16 protein-coding genes are annotated in these 24,077 nt (G+C 71.0%); 9 read left to right on the forward strand and 7 right to left on the reverse strand.

From position 1 onward, the window contains the following. Positions 1-3: 3 nt before the first annotated feature. The gene (locus AC068Z_RS27310; RefSeq protein WP_478560857.1) at positions 4-747 is read left to right on the forward strand and encodes a class I SAM-dependent methyltransferase; all 744 of its coding nucleotides are present in this window, start codon (positions 4-6) and stop codon (positions 745-747) included. Here AC068Z_RS27310 and AC068Z_RS27315 read toward each other — a convergent pair. Together AC068Z_RS27315 and AC068Z_RS27320 are read right to left on the reverse strand one after the other, a co-directional pair. Further along, positions 716-1,192, reverse strand: a complete 477-nt coding sequence (locus AC068Z_RS27315; protein ID WP_478560860.1) for a hypothetical protein — start codon at positions 1,190-1,192, stop codon at positions 716-718. The genes AC068Z_RS27310 and AC068Z_RS27315 overlap by 32 nt on opposite strands. Next, the gene (locus tag AC068Z_RS27320; protein WP_478560862.1) at positions 1,189-1,668 is read right to left on the reverse strand and encodes a hypothetical protein; all 480 of its coding nucleotides are present in this window, start codon (positions 1,666-1,668) and stop codon (positions 1,189-1,191) included. The genes AC068Z_RS27315 and AC068Z_RS27320 overlap by 4 nt, the downstream gene beginning before the upstream one ends. Before the next feature lie 39 nt (positions 1,669-1,707). Between AC068Z_RS27320 and AC068Z_RS27325 the strand changes: the two genes are divergently transcribed. The 3 genes from AC068Z_RS27325 to AC068Z_RS27335 all read left to right on the forward strand — a co-directional run bounded on the left by AC068Z_RS27325 (position 1,708) and on the right by AC068Z_RS27335 (position 5,368). Beyond that, a complete protein-coding gene (locus AC068Z_RS27325; protein WP_478560865.1) occupies positions 1,708-2,646 on the forward strand; it encodes a helix-turn-helix transcriptional regulator in 939 nt (312 codons plus the stop codon). 41 nt (positions 2,647-2,687) lie between these two features. Further along, a complete protein-coding gene (locus AC068Z_RS27330) occupies positions 2,688-4,562 on the forward strand; it encodes a rhamnogalacturonan lyase (RefSeq protein WP_478560868.1) in 1,875 nt (624 codons plus the stop codon). Between the two features lie 128 nt (positions 4,563-4,690). After that, positions 4,691-5,368: a hypothetical protein gene (locus AC068Z_RS27335; RefSeq protein WP_478560871.1), complete on the forward strand. Its 678-nt coding sequence runs from the start codon at positions 4,691-4,693 to the stop codon at positions 5,366-5,368. Positions 5,369-5,425: 57 nt separating this feature from the next. Here the strand turns inward: AC068Z_RS27335 and AC068Z_RS27340 are convergent, their stop codons facing one another. Together AC068Z_RS27340 and AC068Z_RS27345 are read right to left on the reverse strand one after the other, a co-directional pair. Then, positions 5,426-8,083, reverse strand: coding sequence for a cellulose binding domain-containing protein (locus tag AC068Z_RS27340; RefSeq protein ID WP_478560874.1), 2,658 nt, complete (start codon positions 8,081-8,083; stop codon positions 5,426-5,428). A gap of 166 nt (positions 8,084-8,249) precedes the next feature. Continuing rightward, complete coding sequence (locus AC068Z_RS27345) at positions 8,250-11,168, reverse strand: glycoside hydrolase family 48 protein (protein WP_478560877.1); 2,919 nt, start codon at positions 11,166-11,168, stop codon at positions 8,250-8,252. Between the two features lie 347 nt (positions 11,169-11,515). Here AC068Z_RS27345 and AC068Z_RS27350 point away from each other — a divergent pair, with 347 nt between their 5' ends. Together AC068Z_RS27350 and AC068Z_RS27355 are read left to right on the forward strand one after the other, a co-directional pair. Then, entirely contained in the window at positions 11,516-13,234 is a 1,719-nt protein-coding gene (locus AC068Z_RS27350; protein ID WP_478560880.1) for a glycoside hydrolase family 6 protein, read from the forward strand. A gap of 130 nt (positions 13,235-13,364) precedes the next feature. Next, positions 13,365-14,267 (forward strand): class I SAM-dependent methyltransferase, encoded by a 903-nt coding sequence (locus AC068Z_RS27355; RefSeq protein WP_478560883.1) that lies wholly within the window; start codon positions 13,365-13,367, stop codon positions 14,265-14,267. 78 nt (positions 14,268-14,345) lie between these two features. Here AC068Z_RS27355 and AC068Z_RS27360 read toward each other — a convergent pair whose 3' ends face one another. Then, positions 14,346-15,815 (reverse strand): glycosyltransferase family 39 protein, encoded by a 1,470-nt coding sequence (locus tag AC068Z_RS27360; RefSeq protein ID WP_478560886.1) that lies wholly within the window; start codon positions 15,813-15,815, stop codon positions 14,346-14,348. 111 nt (positions 15,816-15,926) lie between these two features. Here AC068Z_RS27360 and AC068Z_RS27365 point away from each other — a divergent pair, with 111 nt between their 5' ends. Next, positions 15,927-19,277, forward strand: coding sequence for an nSTAND1 domain-containing NTPase (locus AC068Z_RS27365; RefSeq protein WP_478560888.1), 3,351 nt, complete (start codon positions 15,927-15,929; stop codon positions 19,275-19,277). A gap of 62 nt (positions 19,278-19,339) precedes the next feature. Continuing rightward, positions 19,340-20,044 carry an SDR family oxidoreductase gene (locus tag AC068Z_RS27370; RefSeq protein ID WP_478560891.1) on the forward strand — a complete coding sequence of 235 codons (705 nt, stop codon included), beginning with the start codon at positions 19,340-19,342 and terminating at the stop codon, positions 20,042-20,044. A gap of 51 nt (positions 20,045-20,095) precedes the next feature. On the opposite strand, the gene AC068Z_RS27375 is transcribed toward AC068Z_RS27370, so the two are convergent. Next, positions 20,096-20,932: an aldo/keto reductase gene (locus AC068Z_RS27375; protein WP_478560894.1), complete on the reverse strand. Its 837-nt coding sequence runs from the start codon at positions 20,930-20,932 to the stop codon at positions 20,096-20,098. Between the two features lie 208 nt (positions 20,933-21,140). On the opposite strand from AC068Z_RS27375, the gene AC068Z_RS27380 reads away from it, so the two are divergent. Next, entirely contained in the window at positions 21,141-21,926 is a 786-nt protein-coding gene (locus AC068Z_RS27380) for a Tat pathway signal sequence domain protein (protein WP_478560896.1), read from the forward strand. Between the two features lie 2 nt (positions 21,927-21,928). On the opposite strand, the gene AC068Z_RS27385 is transcribed toward AC068Z_RS27380, so the two are convergent. Continuing rightward, positions 21,929-23,755 carry an AMP-dependent synthetase/ligase gene (locus AC068Z_RS27385; RefSeq protein ID WP_478560899.1) on the reverse strand — a complete coding sequence of 609 codons (1,827 nt, stop codon included), beginning with the start codon at positions 23,753-23,755 and terminating at the stop codon, positions 21,929-21,931. Positions 23,756-24,077: the final 322 nt, after the last annotated feature.

The raw sequence follows: 24,077 nt of genomic DNA on the forward strand, positions 1-24,077 counted from the left end.
CGCGTGCTCGACTACGACAAGGAAGCCGACGCCTACGACCTGACGCGCGGCGGCGAACCCCGGGCCGCCGCCGCGGCCGAGGCGGTGCTCGGGCTGCTTCCCGAGGGTGCCCGCAGCCTCCTCGACGTGGCCTGCGGCACCGGGATCGTCACCCGGCGGCTCGCGGCGGCGCGGCCCGCGCTGCGGGTGACCGGCGCGGATCTGACGTACGGGATGGCCCGGATGGCCGCGGCCCGGCTGCCCGGCGCGGTCGTGCTGGCCGACAGCCGCCGGCTGCCCTTCGCCGACGGGACCTTCGACGCGGTGACCAGTGTGTGGCTGCTACACCTGCTCGACCGGGGCGACGACATGGGTGCCGTGGTCGCCGAGTGCGCCCGGGTGCTGCGGCCGGGCGGGGTCTATGTGACCACCGTCGACAAGGCGGCCGCCCACGACGTCGGCAGCGACATCGACACCGTCCTCGCACCGCGCCCGCGCCGCGGCGCCCCCGACGCCGCGGCCCGGGTCGAGGCACGCGCCGCCGAGCACGGCCTGGAAGCCGTCGGCAGCGCGCGTTTCGCGGGCGTGGGCCAGGGCCGCAGCCCCCGTGGCACCGCGGCCGACCTGCGGCGCGGCTGGTTCACCCAGCTCGCGCCCGGCGACCCGCTCACCGAGCGCTTCGCCGCCGCCCTGGAAACCCTCCCCGACCCGGAGCTCCGCCGCCCCGACCCCGTGTTCAGCCTGCGGGCGTTCCGGAAGGCCGGGTGAAGTCCATGACCCAGTTGGTCAGCCAGGTCGCTCCGCCGTCGAGGGAGAACGCCTGCTCCCAGCGGGCGGCGGCCGGGGAGACACCCGACCAGACGAACCGCGCGCGCACGTCCTTGTTGTCGTGGGTGTCGTCGCCGTAGAACTCGCCCCGGTCACCGTCGAAGTGGCCGACGACCGGCGGGAAGAGCTTGCCGCTGCGGCTGGAGGACCAGTTCAGGGACCACTGCCGGGTCTCCCGGTCGAACAGGCGCAGAGTCAGCCCCTTCGCGCCCAGGTGCGGCATGTCGATCTCGTCGATGTTCGCGGCCCCGTCGAACAGGCTCCAGCAGCGCGAGGCGCCCGGGAACTCCTCCCAGTCGCCGGCCGGGTCGAGGAAGTCGGTGCGGCGGCGGTGGTGGACCACCCAGTCGCCGTGGAAGAAGTCGAAGTCGTGCGCGGTGCTCATGAGCGCCCTCCCGTGGTTCCCTCGGGCATCGAATCGGTCAAGTAGGCCTCCAGATCAGGGACTTCGGGTGCCAGCAGGTGCCGTATCCAGGCGTCCCGTTCGTGCTGGACCGGGGGCAGCTCCCAGACGCAGCCGATCCAGGGCCGGCCCGTCGGGACGAAGTGGGCGGGGTCCTGGTCCGGGCAGCCCAGCACCGGCTGGCCGGCCGCCGCGCCCCGGAAGTGCAGCACGTTGTCCCACACCCAGCTGTAGGCGTTGAGGTAGGCGCCGGTGTCCCCGCCCCGGTGCAGCACCACGAAGGTCGCGGGCGGGGTGTCGTCGGGCCCCGGCAGCAGCTTCGGCAGGATCGCGTACGCCGCCTCGGCGACCTCCGGCGCGATGCCGGCGGGGTCGGTGGTGACGTGGTAGCGCTTGATGCGGCGTCCCGCCACCTCGATCGGCGGTGGCACGGTCAACAGTTTCTCCGTGAAGGGCATGTGGGCACGTTAGGAGGGCTTCACTGACATCCTGTGTCAGTGAAGTCCAGCCGTCTCGTCTCGATCCTCCTGCTGCTCCAGACTCGGGGCCGGATGACCGCCGCCCAGCTCGCCGACGAGCTGGAGGTCTCCGTCCGCACGGTCTACCGGGACGTGGAGGCGCTGAGCGCGGCCGGAGTGCCGCTGTACGGCGACGCCGGGCACGCGGGCGGCTACCGCCTGCTAGACGGCTACCGCACCCGTCTCACCGGCTTGACCGCCGACGAGGCCGAGGCCCTCTTCCTCGCCGGGGTGCCGGGTCCGGCCGCCGAGCTGGGCCTCGGGTCGGTGCTGGCCGCCGCCGAGCTGAAGGTGCGCGCCGCGCTCCCGGTGCAGGCCGACCGGATCAGCAGCCGCTTCCACCTCGACGCCCCGGGCTGGTACACCGACGGCGACGAGACCCCGTTCCTCCCGGCCGTCGCCGACGCCGTCTGGAACAGCCGGGTGCTGAACGTGCTGTACCGCCGCTGGCGCGAGCCCACCGACGTCGAGCGCCGCCTCGAACCGTACGGCCTGGTCCTGAAGGCGGGCCGCTGGTACGTGGTGGCCGGGCCAGGGCCGCGCACCTTCCGGGTCGACCAGATCCTCGAACTGCACGCCTCCGACGAGGAGTTCGGCCGTCCCGACGACTTCGACCTCGCCGCCTACTGGGACCGCTACCAGCGCGGCTTCCAGGACCGCCTGTACCGGAGCGAGGCGGTGGTCCGGCTGGCGCCGGGCCGGACCCTCCCGAGGGCCCGTGACCTGCGGACCGAGCCCGACGGCTGGACGCGCGCCACCGTCCCGATCGAGTCCGTCGACCACGCCCACGGCGACTTCCTGCGCCTCGGCACGGACGTCGAGGTGCTCCAGCCCGCCGAACTGCGCACGAGGATCGCGCGTACGGTCGCCGAACTGGCCGAGAAGTACGGCAACTTCACGGCCTACGGCGGCGACTGAGGGGGAACGGAACCCGTCCGTCCTCCCAGGAGGTACGTCTCGTGCAGCACCCGCACAAGCACCGCAGACGCAGGGCCGTCCTGTCCGCGCTCGGCGCCACGGCCGCGCTCGTCGCCGCCGGGCTGACCGCGTTCACCGGCGCCACCCCGGCCGAGGCCGCCACCGCCCGCCAGGTGGAGGCGCTCGACCGGGGTGTCGTCAGCGTCCACACCGGCAGCGGCAACCTGGTCAGCTGGCGCTGGCTCGGCACCGACCCCGACAGCGTCTCCTTCAACCTCTACCGCGCCGGTACGAAGGTCAACGCGACGCCGGTCACCGGCTCCACCAACTACTTCCACTCCGGCGCCCCCGCGCACGCCGACTACACGGTCCGCGCGATCGTGAACGGCGTGGAGCAGGGCGACTCCGTCCACGCGATCCAGTTCCGCACCGGCTACAAGGACGTCCCGATCAGCCCGCCGGCGGGCGGCACCACCCCGGACGGCGTGGCCTACACCTACGAGGCCAACGACGCCTCCGTCGGCGACCTCGACGGTGACGGTGCCCTGGACCTGGTGCTGAAGTGGCAGCCCACCAACGCCAAGGACAACTCGCAGTCCGGCTACACCGGCAACACGATCGTCGACGGCGTCAGGCTCGACGGCACCCGGCTGTGGCGGATCGACCTGGGCCGCAACATCCGCTCCGGCGCCCACTACACGCAGTTCCAGGTCTACGACTACGACGGCGACCGCAAGGCCGAGGTCGCGATGAAGACGGCGGACGGCACGGTCGACGGCGGCGGCACGGTGATCGGCAGCGCCTCGGCCGACCACCGCAACTCCAGTGGATACGTCCTCTCCGGCCCCGAGTACCTGACCATGTTCAACGGGCAGACGGGCCGAGCGATGCAGTCCGTCGACTATGTCCCGGCGCGCGGCACGGTGTCGTCGTGGGGCGACTCCTACGGCAACCGCGTCGACCGGTTCCTGGCGGGCACGGCGTACCTGGACGGCGTCCGGCCCTCCCTGATCATGGCGCGCGGCTACTACACGCGGAGCGTCATCGCCGCCTGGGACTGGCGCAACGGCGCCTTCACCCGCCGCTGGACCTTCGACACCAGCTCCTCCACCAACGCCGGCAAGGGGTACGACGGCCAGGGCTCGCACAGCCTGTCCGTGGGGGACGTCGACAACGACGGCAAGGACGAGATCGTCTACGGCTCGATGGCCGTCGACGACAACGGCGCCGGTCTGTGGACCGCGAGGACCGGCCACGGAGACGCCCAGCACCTCGGCGACCTCGACCCCTCGACCTCGGGCCTGGAGTACTTCAAGGTCTCCGAGTCCACCTCGCAGCCGGCCGAGCTGTACCTCAACCCCGCGAACGGCAGCGTCCGCTGGCAGCTCGCCGCCTGCTGCGACAACGGGCGGGGTGTGGCCGGGGACGTGTACGCCGGGAACGACGGGGCCGAGATGTGGTCCGCGTCGGACACGAGCATCCGGGACGAGGCCGGGGCCACCAAGGGCCGTGAGCCGTCCTCCGTCAACTTCCTGTCCTGGTGGGACGGGGACCCGGTGCGGGAACTCCTCGACGGCACCCGCATCGACAAGTACGGCACCTCGTCGGACACCCGGCTGCTGACCGGCGCCTCGGTCCACTCCAACAACGGCACCAAGGCCACGCCGTCCCTGTCCGGCGACATCCTCGGCGACTGGCGCGAGGAGGTCATCTGGCCGACCAGCGACAACACGGCCCTGCGGATCTACTCGACGCCGTACGAGACCGGCACCAGGATCACGACCCTGCTGCACGACACGATGTACCGCACGGGTCTCGCTTGGCAAAATACGGCCTACAACCAGCCGCCGCATCCGAGCTTCTTCCTCGGCAACGGCATGCCCACGGCACCGCGTCCGGCGGTGTACGCGCCCTGAGCCCTCGGCGTCCTGCCCTCGTTGGGGGCAGGACGCCCTCCCATCAGCACGTTTTCATCACGAGGGCTCCACATTCCCCCCTTCACCAGGCAAGATTCAGTTCTCAACAGCAATTCCCTGGGGGGATCATGAGTCAGCAGTTCACGCCGCCGCCCATGCCCGGATACGGGCCGCCGGTCGCGCCCCCGCCGCAGAAGCCGCAGAACGGTTCGCGTACGGCCCTGATCGCCACGGCCGCCGCCGTGGTCGCCGCGGTGCTCGCCTCCGCCGTCACGGCCGGGGTCAGCGGCGGCGACAGCGAGGCCAAGCCCGCGCCCACGGTCACCGTCACCAAGACGGCTCCCGCCGCCGAGTCCGAGTCCGAGTCCGACGCGGACGCCGGGTCCGAGGAGCCGGCCGCCGAGGAGGCCGGCAGCGGCGACTCCTACAGCCTGAACGACACCGTCGCGTACGAGAACGACGTCGAGGTCAGCCTCTCCGGGTTCGGGCGCGGGGTGTCCAGCGAGTACGCGGCCCCGGAGAACACGCCCTACGTGAAGTTCACCATCAAGGTGGTCAACAACTCCGACGCGACCGTCGACGCCAACGAGATGACCGTCAACTGCGTCTACGGCGACCAGGGCAAGGAGGGCGAGGCCATCTACGACGAGGGCCTCGACGGTCTCCCCGACAGCAAGATCCTGGCCGGCCGGTCCCTCTCCGTCCCGTGGGCCTGCGAACTCCCGAAGAAGGAGACCTTCCTCCAGGTCGAGGTCGCGCCCGACTGGGACTCGGAGGAGTCCGTCTTCGCCGGTGACGTGAAGTGATGTAGCGACAGCGGAAAGGGCGCGCGCCGACGTACGGCACGCGCCCCTTCGGGCCGGTCAGTTCACCGTGCAGGACTGGTCGCCGACCTTGAAGGCGGTCGGTCTGCCGTTCGTGCCGGTCCAGTTGCCGGTGAAGCCGAAGCTCACCGAGGAACCGGCCGCCACGTTCGCGTTCCAGCCGACGTTCTTCGCCGTGACCGCCGAGCCGGACTGGGAGTGCTCGGCGTTCCACATCTGCGAGATCGTCTGGCCGTTCGGGAACGACCAGCCCAGGGCCCAGCCCGACCAGGCGCCGGTGCCGTTATTGGTCAGCTGGACGTCCGCCTGGAAACCGCCCTGCCACTGATTGGTGATCTTGTACGTCACCGCACAGGCGCCGGTCGGCGTCGGGTCGGGGCCGGGATCCGTGCCGCCTCCGCCGTCGGAGGAGTCGCCGTAGATGATCCCCCGGCCGTTGGTCGCGACATAGACCCGGCCGTAGACCCTCGGGTCACCGGTGATCGCCGCACCCGTCCAACCCCACTGGTGGGCGTCGTCGTTGATGCGGGTCCAGGTGGCGCCCTGGTCGGTGGAGCGGAAGATGCCGCGCACCCCGCCGATCTTCGCGCTGGTGTAGAGCGTCTGGTACGACGCCCCCGTGGCCGCCTTGCCGAAGCCGATGGTGTCGGCCTGCTCGACATTGGCCAGCTTGGTGAAGCTGGTACCGCCGTTCGTCGAGTGCCACAGCCCGTACGCCCCATCGCTCGCGCCGCCCGCCAGCCACACATCGCCCTTGCCGCCGGGCAGGGCCTTGAAGCGGACGCTGTCGCCGCTTGGCAGGCCGGTCGCGGCGGAGGCGGTGAAGGTCGCGCCGCCGTCCGTACTGACGTAGAACTTGCCGGACTTGAATCCGTAGAAGACGTTCTTGTCGACCCGGTCGGACTCGACGATCGCCCCCGCCGGAATCCCGGAGGAGGCGGTCCAGGAGGTGCCGAAGCCGGTCGCGTAGTGCACGCCCGCGCCCTGCGGGCTCCACACGAAGCGGCTGCCGTCGGACGCCGCCGCGACCGTGCCGCCGCCGCTGACGCCCGAAGGGTCCGTACCCGCGAACCAGTTGGCGCCGTTGTCGGTGGAGAACGCGATGTGCGGGCCGGAGTCCAGGTTGCCCACCCGCACGACCGTGTTCGGGTGGGACTCCGCGAAGTCCAGACTGGTCGTCGTGGTGAAGTTCGGCTGGGTGAACATCATCGACGGGACCTTGGTGAGATCGGTGTGCCGGAAGCCGCCGATGTCACCGAGGGCGCTGAGCAGCGGGGCGCCCGACGGGGGCGAGGCCAGGTCCTGGACCGCTGTCTCCTCCAGGCCCTGCACCATCGGCTTGATGGTGAACTGGCTTCCGCTGTCCCAGTTGGTGAGGTTCTCGGTGCCGTAGATCGTCGCGCCGGTGCCGTACATCATGCGGCCGGAGTCGAACGGGTCGATCTCCAACGCCTCCGTCATCCAGCCGAGTTTGGGTGTCTGCTCGGGCGGGCTGGGAGTGGCGTTCCAGGTCAGCCAGGGGGAGGAGGAGACGTCCATGGTGTAGCGGTTGGCGCGGTTGGGGTACGAGGTGTAGTCCCAGGCCTTCGTCCAGGTGGCGCCGGAGTCGGTGGAGCGGAAGATCTGGGTGTCGGGCCACCAGGAGCTGTACGCCGTGGCCATCACCGTGCCGGGGTCCTGCCGGTCGACGGTCAGCCCGCTGAAGCCGTAGTAGGTGTCCGCCTCCGCCACCGGGCTGATGTTCGTCCAGGTGCCCGTCGCCGTCGCGTACCGCCACAACTGGCCCTTGCCGCCGTCGTAGGGACCGCCCTTGTCGCTGTACGACAGATAGAGGTGGCCGTTGGTCGCGTCCAGCACGCCCTTGTGGGCCAGTTGGCCGGTCGGCTGCCCGGCGACCCGGGACCAGGTCGCGCCGGCGTCCGTCGAGCGGTACACCGAGTTCTGGAGGTCGGCGACCCCGACGTAGATCGTCCGCGTCGCGCTCCCGGAGGTGCCCGTGGACTCGTCGAAGGTGACCCAGACGATGCCCTGGTTGTCGGAGGCGTAGCCGCTGGTGTCGCTCGGATCCTGGGCGTAGTTCCCGACGTTGGGGAAGTTCGTCACCTGCGACCAGCTCGCGCCGGAGTCCGTCGACCGCCACAGGCCCTTGCCGCTCGGCGCGCCCAGATACAGCACGCTGTTCCTGTTCGGGTCGACCGCGAGCCGCTCGCCCATGCCCCGGCCCGGCATGTTGCCGCCCAGCTTGAACGGCAGGTCCGCCTTCCGCCAGCTCGCGCCCCGGTCCGCGGAGCGCAGCACGGCTCCGTTGCCCGGGTCCCAGCTGTTGGTGTACGTGCCGACGGCCGCGTACACCCGGTCCGGGTCGACCGAGTCGGAGGCGAGGCTGATGACACCGGTGTGGCCCCAGTCGTCCCAGCCCACCGAGTCGAGCAGCGGGGTCCAGGTCTTGGAGGACTCGACCCAGCGGTAGGCGCCGCCGATGTCGGTTCGGGCGTAGGCGAGGTTCTTCTCGGTGCGGTTGAAGACGATGCCGGGGACGAATCCGCCGCCGTCGATCCGGGCGTTCTTCCAGGTGTAGGTGTCGGCGGCGATCGACACCGGCGACTCGTCGGGCTCGGCCGCCAGCGCGGGCGGCGTGCCCGCGAGCAGGCCGGCCGCCAGCGCGAACACGGCCGTGAGGATGCGGGTTCTTCGCACGGGAGTCCTTCCGATGGGGGTGGATGGACGCGGGTAGGTGGGCAAGCGCTTTCCATGCAGAGTGAGAGGTGCCGGGCGACCCTCAGTGCGGGTGAGGGCCGCCCGGCCGGTAGGCCCCGCCGTCAGGTGGCGGGACCACGTACGCGGAACTCCTGGCAGGGGCGGGCTATTCGAGCAGCTCCGCGTACGAACCCATGGCCAGGGCGATGTCCGCCTGGGCCCAGAAGCGGTGGTACGTGAAGGACGGGACCGCGCCGCCGGCCAGGTAGGCCTCGATCTTCGACCAGGCCGGGTCGTCCTCGTAGAAGGTGCGGATGGAGTCGAACGTCGACGAGGAGTTGATCGCGTCGCCGTTCGGCATCGTGCCGGTCCAGCCGCTCGGGATGTAGACCGGGTCGTCGAAGCGGTTGTAGTCGGCGCGGTTCTCCGGGACGGCGATGCCGAGGGCGTCCTGGTGGTTGTCCCACATGCCGTCCAGCAGGGCCTTCGCCGTCGTCGCCGCCTGGGTGTCACCCGAGCGGTCGGCGTAGTACGTCAGGGTCTTGGCGTACGCGGCCGCCACCCCGACGTCGTTGGTGTAGTCGGCGACGGTGACGTGAAGTCCCGTGTTGGCACCGGGACTCGTGGCGTTCCAGGTGTCGGGCTGGCCCGACCACTGCAGCGTCGACGGGATCCGGTACGTGCCGTCCGGGTTGATCGTGGTGTGCGCGAGCGCCCAGTCGACCCACTTGTCGAGGACCGCCTTGGCGGACGCGTTGCCCGTCTGCTGGTAGTACTCGGCCACCCGCTCCATCGACCACGCCTGGAAGCCGAACCACTGGTTGGACGGCGGGTCGTGGTAGACGGGCTGCTGGTCGTAGTACATGCCGTAGAAGGTCGACTTCCCGGCCGGCGGAGTCGCGTAGCGGCCCGCCCAGCTGTTGGTCGCCCCGCCCGCGATCGCGCCCTCGCTGGACTGCAGCCAGCGGTAGAACTCGATCTGCCGCTCCAGGGACTTGGCCCAGTCCGCCTGTCCCGTCGCCGACTTCGGCTTCAGGTCGGCGTAACTCGCGAGCGCGTAGGCGGCCATCGGGTTCTGGTAGCCGCCGTGCGTGTGGCTGGAGCCGATGCGCCAGGCCCAGCCCGCCGAGGCGTCGGTGGCACCGCCCCAGGCGTAGTACCAGGAGAGCAGGTAGTGCGAGGAGTCCTTGCCGGTACCGGCCGGACAGGCCGCCGGACCGACGCAGTTGCCCACCTTCTTGAAGTACTTGTCGTACATCGCGTACCGCAGGTAGTCGCCCATCTTCGCGGCCTTGGCGACGGTCGCGGAGATGTCCCCGCCCTTGCCCTGCGCGTCCGCCCACTTGTCGGCCCAGTACGCGGCCTGCACCGCACGGGCGTCGGCGTCCGGGGCGTTGGTGAACTTCCACTGCTTGGCGTAGGAGGCGTCACCGGTGAACAGGTCCAGGTACCCGTTCTTGCCACCGTACTTGAACTGGTCGCAGGTCGGCTGCGGCACCGTCTCCCACACCGACTCCTGCACGCCGCGCTGGAAGGTGTTGATGTACGAGGGACCGGTGTCGGCCGGCCCCGCCTCGCACTTGCCGGGCGAGTTGCCGTAGCCGTAGACGTTGTCCACGTCCTGGAGCCAGTGCATGCCGTACACGTCGTCCGTGCCGTACGCGCTCTTCAGCTCGGCCGCGATCGGGTCCGGGCCGACCGACACCGAGGTGTCGAGCTTGGCCGGGTACTCGTTCGGGGTGTCCAGCTCCGGCGCGTAGGTCGCGGGTTTGGAGGCGTTGTAGAACGAGTTCGTCGGCTGGTCGGCGTGGGTCGGGATCATGTACTTCTCCATGATCTCCCAGGCCCCGTTGAACTTGGACCAGTCACCCGTGACCTTGCCGTACATGGCCTGCAGCCACAGGAGGTAGCTGTACGCCTCCGACGTGGTCTCGTGGCCGTGGTCCGGTGCCTCGACGATCAACGTCTCGACCGAGTGGTAGGGGATGCCCTCGGGGGAGAAGTAGCCGTTCGCCGGGTTGGTGATCTTCCCGTACAGCTCCAGGAAGCGGGCGTCGTACTCGCCCGACGCCTCGATCTGGGTGACGGTCACCGCGGCCTTGGCATGGCCGTTCGCGGTCGACTCGAAGGTCGCCGCGCCGGTCCCGGAGGAGTCGGCGGTGATGGTCACGCGCTGCGCCGTGTTCCAGTTCGACGGGGTGAAGACGAGCGAGGCACCGCCCGTCACCGACAGACCGGTGTTGCCGCTCGCGCGGGCGGTCGTGACGGTCACGTTGGCCGACGGCTGCGTCGACAGCTTGATGTCGTACGTGCCCGTCTCGCCCTGCTGCACGGCGAGTTGGTTGGTGGAGGCCACCACGGCCGGTCCCGAGGCGACCGTGATGCCGACCGGCGTCGACTCCGCGGACGCGCCCAGGCTGTCGTAGGCCTTCGCCAGCAGAGAGTGACTGCCCACGGTCAAGCTGGAGACGGAGAGCGAGTAGGGCGCGCTCGTGTCCGTGCCCAGCAGGGTGGTGTCGTCGTAGAACTCGACCTTGCTGATGGTGGCGTTGTCGGCCGCCGCGGCGGTGGCCGCGAGCGGTACCGCGTCGCCCTGCGAGTAGACCGCGCCCGCGGCCGGGCTGGTCAGCACCGTGATCGGGGGCTGGTGGGCGCCCGTGCAGGTGGTGCCGTTGATCGCGAAGGAGCTCGGTGCGGCGTTGGTGCCGCTGTAGCTGAACTGCGCCCCGGTGGAGACCGCGGCGCCGGCGGCGATCCGGCCGTTGTACGGGGCGTTCTTCACGGTGATGCTCTGGCCGGACTGCGACCAGGTGCCGTTCCAGCCGTTGCTGAGCCTCTGGTTGCCCGTGTAGGCGTACGTCAGGGTCCAGCCGTCGATCACGTCGGTGCCGCGGTTGGTGATCGTCACGTCCGTGGTGAAGCCGGAGCCCCAGTCGTTCGTCTTGTAGTCCACGCTGCACTGGAGCGGGGCCGCCTGGGCGGGGGTCGTGCCCGTCGCGAGCAGCGTGAACGGAAGTGCCAGAGCGGCGACGACGGCCGTCCAGGCGCGCCTCACCACTCTTCGTCTCCGGGGTGGGGGATGCATGTGCTGGTTCCTCCTTGCGGCTCGGAGAAGTCAAGGCTTGAACCAGTGGGAGCGCTCCCATAGTGAGGACGGGGGTGCAAGGGGTCAAGATGCTTGAAGAGTCGAAAAGATTCGACAGGCGGGCTTGGGCAAAAGTCGGCAACTCCCCTGTCCTTTGCCCTCACTTGGCGCTAACTTCGTTGACACCAGTGGGAGCGGTTCCATCACTCGGCGCGTCCGTCATGACGCGTCTGAGCTGCAAGGAGTCGCTCATGCGAGACATCCCGCGTTCAGAACTTTGAGCCGTTGCGTGAGCGTTCGAGCTTGTCACGAGCATGACCATCTCGACGCAAAGGGAACCCGCACTCATGAGTCGTACCAGAACAGCGATGCTCGCCGCCCTGGCACTGGTCGCCGGGGCCTCCGGGACCGCGCTGGCCGCCGTGCCGGCCGACGACGTCGGTCCCGCCGCCGTGCCCTGCACCGTCGACTACAAGGTGCAGAACCAGTGGGGCACCGGCTTCACCACCGCCGTCACGGTCACCAACAACGGCGCCGCCAAGAGCAGTTGGGCGGTGAAGTGGTCGTACGCCGGAAACCAGCAGATCACCAACGGCTGGAACGCCAGGATCAGCCAGAGCGGTACCGCCGTCACCGCGGCCAACGAGTCCTACAACGGCACCCTGGCCACCGGCGGTTCGGTCAGCTTCGGCTTCAACGCCTCCTACAGCGGCACCAACGCCCTCCCGACGACCTTCACGCTGGACGGCGTGACCTGCAACGTCGACGACGGTGGCGGCGGCACCGACCCGGACCCGGACCCGCAGCCGGGCACGCGGGTGGACAACCCGTACGCCGGGGCCAAGGTCTATGTGAACCCCGAGTGGTCGGCGAAGGCCGCCGCCGAGCCGGGCGGCAGCCGGATCTCCAACCAGCCGACCGGTGTATGGCTGGACCGGATCGCCGCCATCAACGGCGTCAACGGCGGCATGGGTCTGCGCGACCACCTCGACGCGGCCCTGACCCAGAAGGGCAGCGGCGAACTCGTCGTCCAGCTGGTGATCTACAACCTGCCCGGACGCGACTGCGCCGCCCTCGCCTCCAACGGTGAACTCGGCCCGACCGAGATCGACCGGTACAAGACCGCCTACATCGACCCGATCGCCGCGATCCTCGCCGACCCGAAGTACGCCGGGCTGCGGATCGTCACCACCGTCGAGATCGACTCGCTGCCCAACCTCGTCACCAACACCGGAAGCCGTCCCACGGCCACCCCGCAGTGCGACGTGATGAAGGCCAACGGCAACTACGTCAAGGGCGTCGGCTACGCGCTCAGCGAGCTGGGCGACGTGCCCAACGTCTACAACTACGTGGACGCCGGGCACCACGGCTGGATCGGCTGGGACGACAACTTCGCGCCGTCCGCCCAGCTCTTCAAGGAGGCCGCGACCGCCGAGGGCGCCACGGTCAACGACGTGCACGGATTCATCACCAACACGGCCAACTACAGCGCCCTGAAGGAGAACAACTTCACCATCAACGACAACGTGGCGGGCAAGTCCGTCCGTGAGTCCAAGTGGGTCGACTGGAACCGGTACGTGGACGAGCTGTCCTTCGCGCAGGCCTTCCGCAACCAGCTCGTCTCGGTCGGCTTCAACTCCGGCATCGGCATGCTGATCGACACCTCCCGCAACGGCTGGGGCGGCAGCGCCCGGCCCGCCGGTCCGGGTGCTACGACCTCGGTCGACACCTACGTCGACGGTGGCCGCTACGACCGCCGGATCCACATCGGCAACTGGTGCAACCAGTCCGGAGCCGGCCTCGGCGAGCGTCCGCAGGCCGCCCCGGCCGCCGGGATCGACGCCTACGTGTGGATGAAGCCGCCGGGTGAGTCCGACGGGTCCAGCTCCGCCATCCCGAACGACGAGGGCAAGGGCTTCGACCGCATGTGCGATCCGACGTACACGGGCAACCCGCGCAACGGCAACAACCTGTCCGGCGCCCTGCCGAACTCGCCGCTGTCCGGGCACTGGTTCTCCGCCCAGTTCCAGCAGCTGATGCAGAACGCCTACCCGCCGCTGTCGTAGGCGGCTGACGCCGGGACCCGGCCACGGCCGGGCCCCGGCACCTTCTCCTTTTGCGGTGACGGCAACAGCGTTTGCCTCCCTCCGGTGCGTCGGCGCACGCTGGCGGAATCCGGAGGAGAGGCTGACCCCCATGGCGCACGAGTACGCACCCGAGCACGGCAGGCACGGGCAGCACCACCACCACGACCACACGGACATCGACTGGGCCGCGATGGCCGAGCACCTCGAGACCCAGGCCGAGCTGTACACCCCGCTGACCGAGCACGCGCTCGCCTGGCTGGGCGGAAAGCAGTCCGAGCCGGGACTGATTGTCGACGCGGGCAGTGGACCCGGCGTCGTCTCCTGCCTGCTCGCGGACGCCTTCCCCGGCGCCCGGGTCGTCGCCGTCGACGGCTCCGGACCACTGCTGGAGCGGGCCCGCGCCCGGGCCGAGCGGCTCGGTGTCGCCGACCGCTTCTCGACGCTGACCGGAGATCTCCCGGACGTCATGGCGGAACTGGACTACCCCGCCGATCTGATCTGGGCGAGCTACAGCCTGCACCACCTCGGCGACCAGCAGGCGGCCATCGCCGCGTACGCCTCGCGGCTGGCGGTCGGCGGCACGCTGGCCCTCGTGGAGGGCGGGCTGCCGACCCGTTTCCTGCCGCGTGACTCCGGTGTCGGACGGCCGGGTCTGGAGGCGCGGATCGACGCGATGCAGGAGGACTGGTTCGCGGAGATGCGGGCGTCCCTGCCGGGGAGTGTCGCGGTGACGGAGGACTGGCGGGCACTGATGACTGCGGCCGGTCTGAGGCCGACGGGTACGCGGACGTTTCTGCTGGACCTCCCGGCCCCCGCGCCCGACCGGGCACGGGCGGTCGCCGCGGCTGCGTTCGGGCGCATCCGGGAGATCTTCCAGGACTCGCTCGACGCGGCGGATCGAGCTGCGCTCGACAGGCTTCTCGACCCTGACGACGAGGCGAGCGTGTACCAGCGGTCGGACTTGTTCGTGCTGGCTGCTCGTACTGTGCACACCGCGGTGCGTACGTCGTGATTCGCCGCGGTTCGTTCGTCCTCATCCGCGGCGCCGTCGTGGCTGGTCGCGCAGTTCCCCGCGCCCCTTTCGGGGCGCTCAACAGCCCTTTGTTCGCGCGTAGACGGTGATGCGCGCGCCCTGCAGAGCCTGGGTTTCGCACTCCACGAAGTAGCGGGCCAGTACCCGGCGCTTCGTCTGTTCCTCTGCGGTTTCGTCGACAGGCTGACCTGCCGGATCCCGGAGCGCTACGACCCGTTCCGCCGCCATCAGCCGGTCTCTGATCTCCGCTGCCGAAAGCTCCGTGCCGTACAGCGTGTGGGAGTCGGTCGGGGAGGCTCTCAGGGCCAGGTCTTGTTTGCCCTGGAGCGAGGTCGGGTCGGTGAGCGTCCATACCCTGCGGCGGGACGGCATGAAGAGGATCGCGTCGGCGTCCGAGTTCTCGATCGCCGTCGCTATCGCCGTGACGTCGTCCGTGCGGCTCTCGGGGGTGCGCAGGTGCAGGGTCGTCGGGAGCAGAAGCGGGACCACCAGAGCCGCCCACAGCACGCGGTGCGCGCGGAGCAGGCGGTCCAGGGCGGCCCCGAGCAGCAGGGCCGTGCCCAGGTGGCCGTAGAGGACGTAGCGGTCGACGTACAGCGGCCGGATCAGGGAGAGCAGGAGGAGGAGCAGGGCCGGGAGGGCGAGCAGGGGCAGGGCGAGGCGGGGGAGGGGGCCCTTGATCAGTGCGGTGCAGGCGATGCCGAGCAGGGTCACTCCGGCGAAGCCGAGGAGTGCTCCGGCGTCGGCTCCGCCGATCCAGGACACCTGTTCCGACTGGCGCGTGCTCAGCAGGGCCAGGGGGGTGAGGCCCGCGGCGACCGCGCAGAGCGTCGTGGCTCCGGCCCGGCGGGCGGACCGGGGCAGCCACACCAGGTGGGCCAGGGCCGCCAGGACCGCGAACTCGTGCAGCAGACACGCGGTCAGCAGTACGGCGCCGTAGCCGGCCCAGGCCCGGCGGCTCCCCTCGCGCACCGCGCCGAGCAGCAGGTAGGTCGCCCAGGCGACCAGCGCGCACACCAGCGCGTAGCTCCGGCCCTCCTGCGCGTACCGCTGCACCGGCGGGAGCAGGGCGAATACGAGCCCGGCGAGCAGCCCGGCCCGGGGTCCGGCCAGCCGCTGCCCGAGCAGAGCGACGAAGCCGGTCGCCGCGGCGGCCGCCAGCACCGAGGGCAGTCGGAGCACGAGCAGCGGGTCCAGGTCACCGGTCAGCCGGAACAGGCCGTGCAGGAACAGGTAGTACAGGCCGTGCACGGCATCGGCCTGGGTGAGCGTCGCCAGCAGGTCGGGCAGGTCGCGCCGCGCCATGTCGTACGACACCGCCTCGTCCCGCCACAGGCTGCCGCCGCGTCTCAGCCCCCACAGACCGAGGGCGAGGCAGAGGGCGACCGGCGGGAGGACCGGGCCGGCGGAGGGGCGCGGGGCGGTCCGTACGACGCGGACGCGCGGGGGCTCGTCGGGCAGGAGGACGGGCTCGGGTACGTGTGCGGTGGCGATGGCCGGCTCCGGTGCGGTGAGGGGAAGGTGCACCGACGAGTCCAGGCGCCGGGGGATTGTTGGGCAGCCCCGATCCGCGGTGCCCAACAATGCGCCGGGGGCCGGTTGTTAGCTTTGTCGTGCCGGCGAACGGGGGAGACGCGGATGGGACGCAGGGAGAAACCGCTCGACCCGGGGGAGGGGCCGGTCCAGCGGTTCGCGTTCGAACTGCGCAAGCTGCGTGACGAGGCGGGCGGTCTGACCTACCGCGCGATGGCGCAGCGCGCGGGCTATTCGGCGCCCACCCTGGCCGCCGCGGCGGGCGGTGAGCGGCTGCCGTCGCCGGCGGTGCTCACGGCGTACGTCCGCGCTTGCGGCGGCGAACCGGAGGAGTGGGCGCGGCGGTTGCGGGAGGCGCTCGCCGAGACGCGGGTCCCGGACGACCCCGACGAGGGGGGCTCGCCCTATCCGGGCCTCGCCCGCTTCGGGACCGGCGACGGGGACCACTTCCACGGCCGGGACGACCTGATCGGAGAACTGCTCCGGCGTACCGCCCGCGCCCGTTTCACGGCGGTCGTCGGAGCCTCGGGCAGCGGCAAGTCCTCGCTGTTGCGGGCCGGGTTGGTGCCCGCCCTGCGGGCGGCGGACGACCTGAAGCCCGCGGCGATACGGCTGCTCACGCCGGGCCCGCGTCCGGCCCGTACCCACGAGCCGCTGTTCACGCCGTACGACGCGCCCGGTGACACCCTCCTCGTCGTCGACCAGTTCGAGGAGCTGTTCACGCTCTGCGCCGACCCGGCCGAACGGGACCGGTTCCTCGGGCGGTTGCTCACCGCGACCGACCCCGCCTCCCGGCTGCGCGTGGTGATCGCCGTCCGCGCCGACTTCTACGGGCGCTGCGCCGAGCACGGTCCGCTCGCCGAGGCCCTGCGGGACGCGGCGCTGCTGGTCGGCCCGATGTCGCCGGGCGGGCTGCGCGAGGCCGTGGTCCGGCCCGCCGCCGCCCGCCGGCTGGTCGTCGAACGTGCCCTGACGGCCCGGATCGTCGCCGACGTGGCGGGCGAGCCGGGCGGACTGCCCCTGATGGCGCACGCCCTGCGCGAGGTCTGGCGCCGCCGCTCCGGCAAGGCCCTCACCCTCGCCGCCTACGAGGCCATCGGCGGTGTGCACGGCGCCGTCGCACACACCGCCGAGGCGGCCTACGCCACCTGCACCAACGCCGAAGCTGCCGTGGCCCGGGCGCTGTTACTGCGCCTGGTGCAGCCCGGCGACGGCACCGAGGACACCCGGCGGCCCGTCCCCCGCGCCGAGCTGGACGCCGACACGACCACCACCCGGGTGCTCGAACGCCTTGTGCGGGAACGCCTGTTGACCGTCGACGGGGACACGGTCGAGCTCGCCCACGAGGCCCTGATCGGCGCGTGGCCCCGGCTGCGCGGCTGGATCGAGGAGAACCGGCAACGGCTGCGCCTGCACCGCAGGCTCACGGAAGCCGCGCACGCCTGGGCGGAGTTGGACCGGGACGCGGGCGCGCTGTACCGGGGTATACGGCTGACCGAGGCACGGGAGGCCTTTGGGGACGGCGGCGACGGCACCGGACTGAGCCGCCTGGAACGGGACTTCCTCGTCGCGAGCGCCGACGCCCACGACGCCGGCCGGCGCGCCGCGTCCCGGGCGGCCCGCCGGCTGCGGGCCTTGGCCGGAGCCCTCGCGGTGCTGCTCTGTCTCGCGGTGGTCGCGGGGGTGGCGGCCTGGCGGCAGAGCGAGGTCAGTTCGCGGCAGCGCGACGAGGCCGAGGCCCGTCGGGTCGCCGAACTCGTCGACACCTTGCGGGACACCGAGCCACGCACCGCGATGCGGCTGGCCCTCGCCGCCTGGCGTACCGCCGACCTGCCCGAGACCCGCACCGCCCTGCGTTCGGCCGCGGCCCAGAGCGAACAAGACGCCTTCGTCCAGCCCGAGGAGGGCGGCCGCGTCCTCAACGCCCCCGCCTGGCTCAGCGGGGACGGCCGGATCCTGACAACGGTCGTGCGGGACAAGGCCCTTCAGTGGGACGTGCCGAACCACCGGCGGCTGCGGTCGGTGCCGCTCGACGGGCTCTCCGAAGGCGTGCGTGACGTCAGCGACGACGGCCGCCACGTCGCGTACCGCACCCCCGGCGACCGGAACGGCCTGGTGATCGCCGGACTCGCGGACGGCAGTACGCACCGCCTGCCGACCGGCTCCTGGACCGACACCGAAGTCGCCCTCGGCTCCGACGGTGAAACGCTCTTCCTGCGGCGGCTCAACCGCGACGCGGCCGATGGACGGGCCACCCTGGAGCTGTGGGACGTCCGTCGGGAGCGACTGCTCATGCGCTACGACCGGGGCCACGACGACGGCGCCCTGCCGGTGCTCAGCCACGACGACCGGTATCTCGCCTGGTGCGCGCGGGACGGAGCACTGCTGCGCGTACTCGACAGCGCGAAGGGACGGCTGGTCACCGGGGACATACCGGAGACGACCGAACGGGCGCTGTGTCGAGGGGAACCGACCTTCACGCCCGACGGCCGGGCCGTGGCCGCCGCCACCCCCGGAGGGATCGTCAGCTGGGACTTCCGCGCCGGTCGGGAACGCCCCCGGCTGCCGCTCGCGGGCGGCGCCCACGCTGTGGAGTTCGCCGGCCCCTACGCCCTGGCCTGGGGCTCGGGCGCCTTCACTCTGTGGCGTACCGACCTTCCGGACCCGGTGGACGACAGCCCGCGCGTGCCGCTGCTCACCTATCCCGTCGCCGGTCAGACGATCGGGGACATCAGCCTGGACCCCGCCATGGGCGTCCTGCGCTACCGGGAAGGCGGACGGACCAGCACCGTCCGCACCCTCTCGCTGCACGGGCTGATGGACGACACCTGGCGGGGCCGGGCGGCGCAGCGCCCACCGCGCACCGAGGTCGCCGGTGTCGAGGCACTCGCCCGTGACCCCGACGGGCGCACCGCGCTGACCTCCGAGGGAGTGCTGCTGGAGGCGTCAACGGGCAAGCCACGCAAGGGAGTCAAGGGGATTCAAGGGGAGGACTTCCTGCGCGCGGCGGCCTTCAGTCCCGACGGACGCTTCCTCGCCGTCAGTGACTTCCAGGGCCGGGTGACCCTGTGGGACAAGCGGACCTGGCGCCGGACAGGCGTCCTGAGACCGGTGGGCTCCACGGTGAGTGAGGACACTCTGGCGTTCTCCGCGGACGGCTCACTCCTCGCGGCCGGCGCGCCCGATGGATCCGTGCATGTCTGGGAGACGGCGACACCGACCCTCCCACCGGCCGTGCTCCCCGCCGGGGACGGTCCACCGCTCGCCCTGCGCTTCACCTCCCGCGCCGGCACGCTGCGCGTCAGCACCCCGCATCTCGCCGAACGCCTCCTGCCGTTGACCCCGGACCGGGCCGCGGCCACCGTGTGCGAACGGGCCGACGGCGGCCTGACGAAGGCGCAGTGGAACCGCTGGTTCCCCTCGGCCGGGTACCGCTCCACCTGCGCAGGCGCTTGACTTCGAGAGCGCTCCAACTGATGGACTCCCCCGTACACACCGACACACAGGGGGAACGCACCATGACCACCGACTCTCCGGTCGCGCTCATCACCGGCGGCGGCAGCGGCATCGGCGCCGCCGCGGCACGGCAGTTGCTCCAGGCCGGGCACCGGGTGGCCGTCACCGGCCGGGGCGAGGCCCGGCTGCGCGGCTTCGCCGAGGAACTCGGTGATCCCGAGGGGCTGTTGACGATCGTCGGCGATGCGGCGGACTACGCGCAGATCCAGGGCGCCGTGCAGGCCACGCTGAAGGAGTTCGGCCGGATCGACACGGTCGTCGCCAACGCGGGCATCGCGACGCACGACTCGGTCGCCGAGGGCGACCCGGCCGGGTGGACGGAGATGGTCCTCACCAACGTCCTCGGCCCGGCGCTGCTCATCAGGGCCTCGATCGACGCCCTGAAGGAGACCCGGGGCCGGATCGTGCTGGTCGGCAGCGTCGCCGGGTTCGTGCCCACGGCGGGCAACATCTACGGCGCCACCAAGTGGGCGGTGACCGGGCTCGCCGAGAACACCCGGCGCGAGGTCACCGAGTGGGGGGTCGGCGTGACGCTGATCGCGCCGGGGCGGGTGGAGACGCCGTTCTGGGACAGCTACGGCAGCCTGCCGCCCGGCCATCTGCTCACCGCGGAACAGCTCGCCGACTCGATCGTCTGGGCGATCCGCCAGCCGGCGGGAGTCGACGTCAACACGGTCGTCGTACGGCCGATCGGGCAGCCCAACTGACCTGCCGGTGGGCGGCCCGTGACACACGGACCGCCCACCCGCACAACCGGGTCAGACGACGTCGAAGGCCGCCGGGTCCGGGCCGATCCGCCGGTCCTCGTTCAGCGCGCTGATCGCGGCCAGGTCCTCGGTGTCCAGGCTGAAGTCGAACACGTCGATGTTCTCCCGGATCCGGGACGGCGTGACGGACTTCGGGATGACCACATTGCCGAGCTGGAGGTGCCAGCGCAGCACGACCTGGGCCGGGGTGCGGTCGTGCTTCCGGGCGATCGCCACGATCGCCGGGACCTCCAGCAGGCCCTTGCCCTGGCCCAGCGGCGACCAGGCCTCGGTGGCGATGCCCTGCTCCGCGTGGAACTCGCGCGAGGCGTGCTGCTGCAGATGCGGGTGCAGCTCGATCTGGTTGACGGCCGGGACGATTGACGTCTCGCCGATCAGCCGTTCCAGGTGCTCCGGCAGGAAGTTGGAGACGCCAATCGCCTTGATCCGGCCGTCGGCGTGGAGCTTCTCGAAGGCCTTGTAGCTGTCGACGTACTTGTCCTTCGACGGCAGTGGCCAGTGGATGAGGTAGAGGTCGACGTAGTCCAGGCCGAGCTTGGCCAGGGAGGTGTCGAAGGCGCGCAGGGTGGAGTCGTACCCCTGCTCGGCGTTCCAGAGCTTGGTGGTGACGAAGACGTCCTCGCGGGGGAGGCCGGCGGCGGCGATGGCCTTGCCGGTGCCCTTCTCGTTGCCGTAGATCGCCGCTGTGTCGATGCTGCGGTACCCGGCCTCGAGCGCCGTGCCGACCGCCTGCTCCGCCTCGTCGTCCGGCACCTGCCAGACGCCGAAGCCCAGCTGGGGCATCTCGACGCCGTTGTTGAGGATGATCGGGGGGACCTTGCTGCTCACGAGCTCTTGATCCTTACGGTTGTCGTCAGGTGGTACTCCCATCGTCAACGATCACGGGCCGTGGTGCATTCCTGATCGCGGAATCCGTCCGCAGTATTGACCGTGGCCTGTCATGCGGCGACCCTCTTGTCTTGCCGTCGAGCGCGATGGTGAACGTCGTACACGTACATGAACCCCCCACTCGTACGACCGTCTTGAGGGAGCAGCCATGACCCCCACCCGCAGGACCCTGCTCGGCGCGGCTCTCGGCGGCGCCACCGCCGCCGCCGTCGGACTGCCCGCCGGCCCCGCCCACGCGGCCTCCTGGCAGCTGAAGTGGTCGCCCTCGGCGAGCCGCGACGGCCTCGGCGCCTTCGAGACCGTCGAGGACGACCGCGCCGGCTCGCACCCCGCCGGACAGCCGCACATCCGCCCGGAGGGCGACAACTGGCGGTTCACCATGCACATGGTGGACCGGGACACCTCGACGGACCGCCAGCGCCAGGAGGTCACCGGCCTGCGCACGTCGTCGAGCGGCTATCTGCGCTGGCTTCCCGGCCAGACCTGGCGGATCACGTACGGGATGTACCTCCCGAGTTCGCTGAAGGCCACGACCAGCTTCACGCACATCATGCAGATGAAGCAGCCCGGCACCGGAACCCAGCCGATCGTGATGCAGTCCCTGCGCCGGGTCGACGGCGTGCAGACCATCGAACTGCGGCTGCACATCGCCGACCTCCTCATCGGCCGGACCGCGCTCGCCCCACTCCACGACTCCTGGACCGACGTCGACTTCCAGATCAAGGTCGGCGACGGTACGTCGGGTTCGGTGCGCTGGATCCTCAGGAACGGCGGCACCACGGTGATCGACAGGAGCAGGACCGGAGTCGACACCTTCCTGGCCGACCGGGTGCGCCCCAAGTGGGGCATCTACCGTTCCCTGGGCGACACCTCGGGCTCGCTGCAGGACTGCCACCTGCTGCTGCGGAACCTCAAGGGCTACCAGCTGGTCTGAGGTCAGGCCCGGTACAGGGCCTCCACCTCGCCGGAGTAGGCCTTTTCGATCGCCCTGCGCTTCAGCTTCAACGACGGGGTGAGCAGCCCGTGTTCCTCCGTGAACGGCTGGGCCAGGATGCGGAAGGTACGGATCGACTCGGCCTGCGAGACGAGCGTGTTGGCGGCCACCACGGCGCGCCGCACCTCCGTCTCCAGGTCGGCGTCGCGCACCAGCTCGACCGCGCTCAGCGGCGGTTTGCCGCGCATGCCGAGCCAGTGCTCCACGGCCTCCTGGTCGAGGGTGACCAGGGCCGCGATGTACGGCCGGTCGTTGCCGACGACGATGCACTGGGAGATGAGCGGATGGTCGCGGACCCGTTCCTCCAGCAGCCCCGGCGAGACGCTCTTGCCGCCGGAGGTCACCAGGATCTCCTTCTTGCGGCCGGTGATGGTGAGATAGCCGTCCTCGTCCAGCGCGCCGAGGTCGCCGGTGGCCAGCCAGCCGTCGTGCAGGGTCTCGTCGGTGGCCTTCGGGTTGTTGAGGTAGCCCTGGAAGACGTTGGCGCCGTTCAGCCAGATCTCGCCGTCGTCCGCGATGTGCACGGTCATCCCGGGGATGGGCTGCCCGACGGTGCCGTACCGGGTGCGCTCGGGCGGGTTGGCGGTGGCGGCGGCCGTGGACTCGGTCAGGCCGTACCCCTCGTAGATGTGGACCCCCGCGCCCGCGAAGAACAGGCCCAGCCGTCGGTCCATCGCCGAGCCGCCGGACATCGCGTGCCGGATCCGCCCGCCCATCGCGGCGCGCATCTTGCCGTAGACGAGCTTGTCGAAGAGCTGGTGCTGCATGCGCAGGCCCGCCGAGGGTCCGGGGCCGGTCCCCCAGGCCTTGGCCTCCATGGCGTCCGCGTACTTCACCGCGACCTCGACGGCCTTCTCGAAGGCGCCCGCCCGGCCCTCTTTCTCGGCCTTGCGGCGGGCGGCGTTGAAGACCTTCTCGAAGATGTACGGCACGGCGAGGAAGAAGGTCGGCCTGAACGCGGCGAGGTCGGGGAGCAGGGCGGCGGCGTTCATCTGCGGCTGGTGCCCGAACCGCACACCCCCGCGGATCGCGGCGACCTGCACCATCCGGCCGAACACATGGGCCAGCGGCAGGAAGAGCAGGGTCGCCGCCTCGTCGCCCTTCTTCGAGTGGAACACCGGTTCCCAGCGCTCGATGACCGTGTCCGCCTCGTACATGAAGTTGCCGTGCGAGATGACGCAGCCCTTGGGGCGGCCCGTGGTGCCCGAGGTGTAGATGACCGTGGCGACCGAGTCGGGGGTGACCGCCTGGCGGTGCCGGTGGACGACCTCGTCGTCGAGGTGGGCGCCCGCGTCGTACAGCTCCTGGACGCAGCCCGCGTCGAGCTGCCACAGCTCGCGCAGGCGCGGCAGCCGGTCGATGACCGTGGCGATGGTCATCGCGTGGTCCTCGTGCTCGACGATCGCCGCCGTCACTTCCGCGTCGTAGAGCATCCAGAAGCACTGCTCGGCGGAGGAGGTCGGATAGACGGGCACCACCTGGGCGCCGATCGTCCACAGGGCGAAGTCGAACAGCGTCCACTCGTAGCGGGTGGGGGAGACGATCGCGACCCGGTCGCCGAACCGGATGCCCCGGGCGAGCAGCCCCTTGGCGAGGGCGAGCACCTCGTCGCGGAACTCGGCGGCGGTCACGTCCCGCCAGTTGCCCGCCTCGTCCTTGCGGCCGAGTGCCACGTGGCCCGGATCCTCCTGGGCACGCTGGAACACGACGTCGGCCAGTCCGCCCACCGGCGGTGCCAACGCCGACGGAGGGTTGGTGAACTCGCGCAAACCCCGCTCCCGCTCCCTTGTGACGCTCCGCGCAGGCCGTGAAAGCTACCCCACGCTCCGGACGGGCGGGAGGGGGCGGAAAAGTGCCGCGCCCGGGATCGGCACTGGTCAGTCACAGAAAATGCGCTCACATGGGGAAGGGTCGGACAGAAAACCGACGGTTGAGTAAGTTTCGGCGCCGTAATCTCCACGGAATCTGTACGACCTCGCTGAGCGGCCTCTGCGAAGTCCGCTGAGGTTCGCCGACGCCCCCAAGGGGCGCGGGGCGGTGACATGAGCGGCGCCGCCGCGGGGCGCGACCAGCCATCACGGGCCCGGGACG

Source organism: Streptomyces sp. NPDC043726 (genome assembly GCF_056436565.1).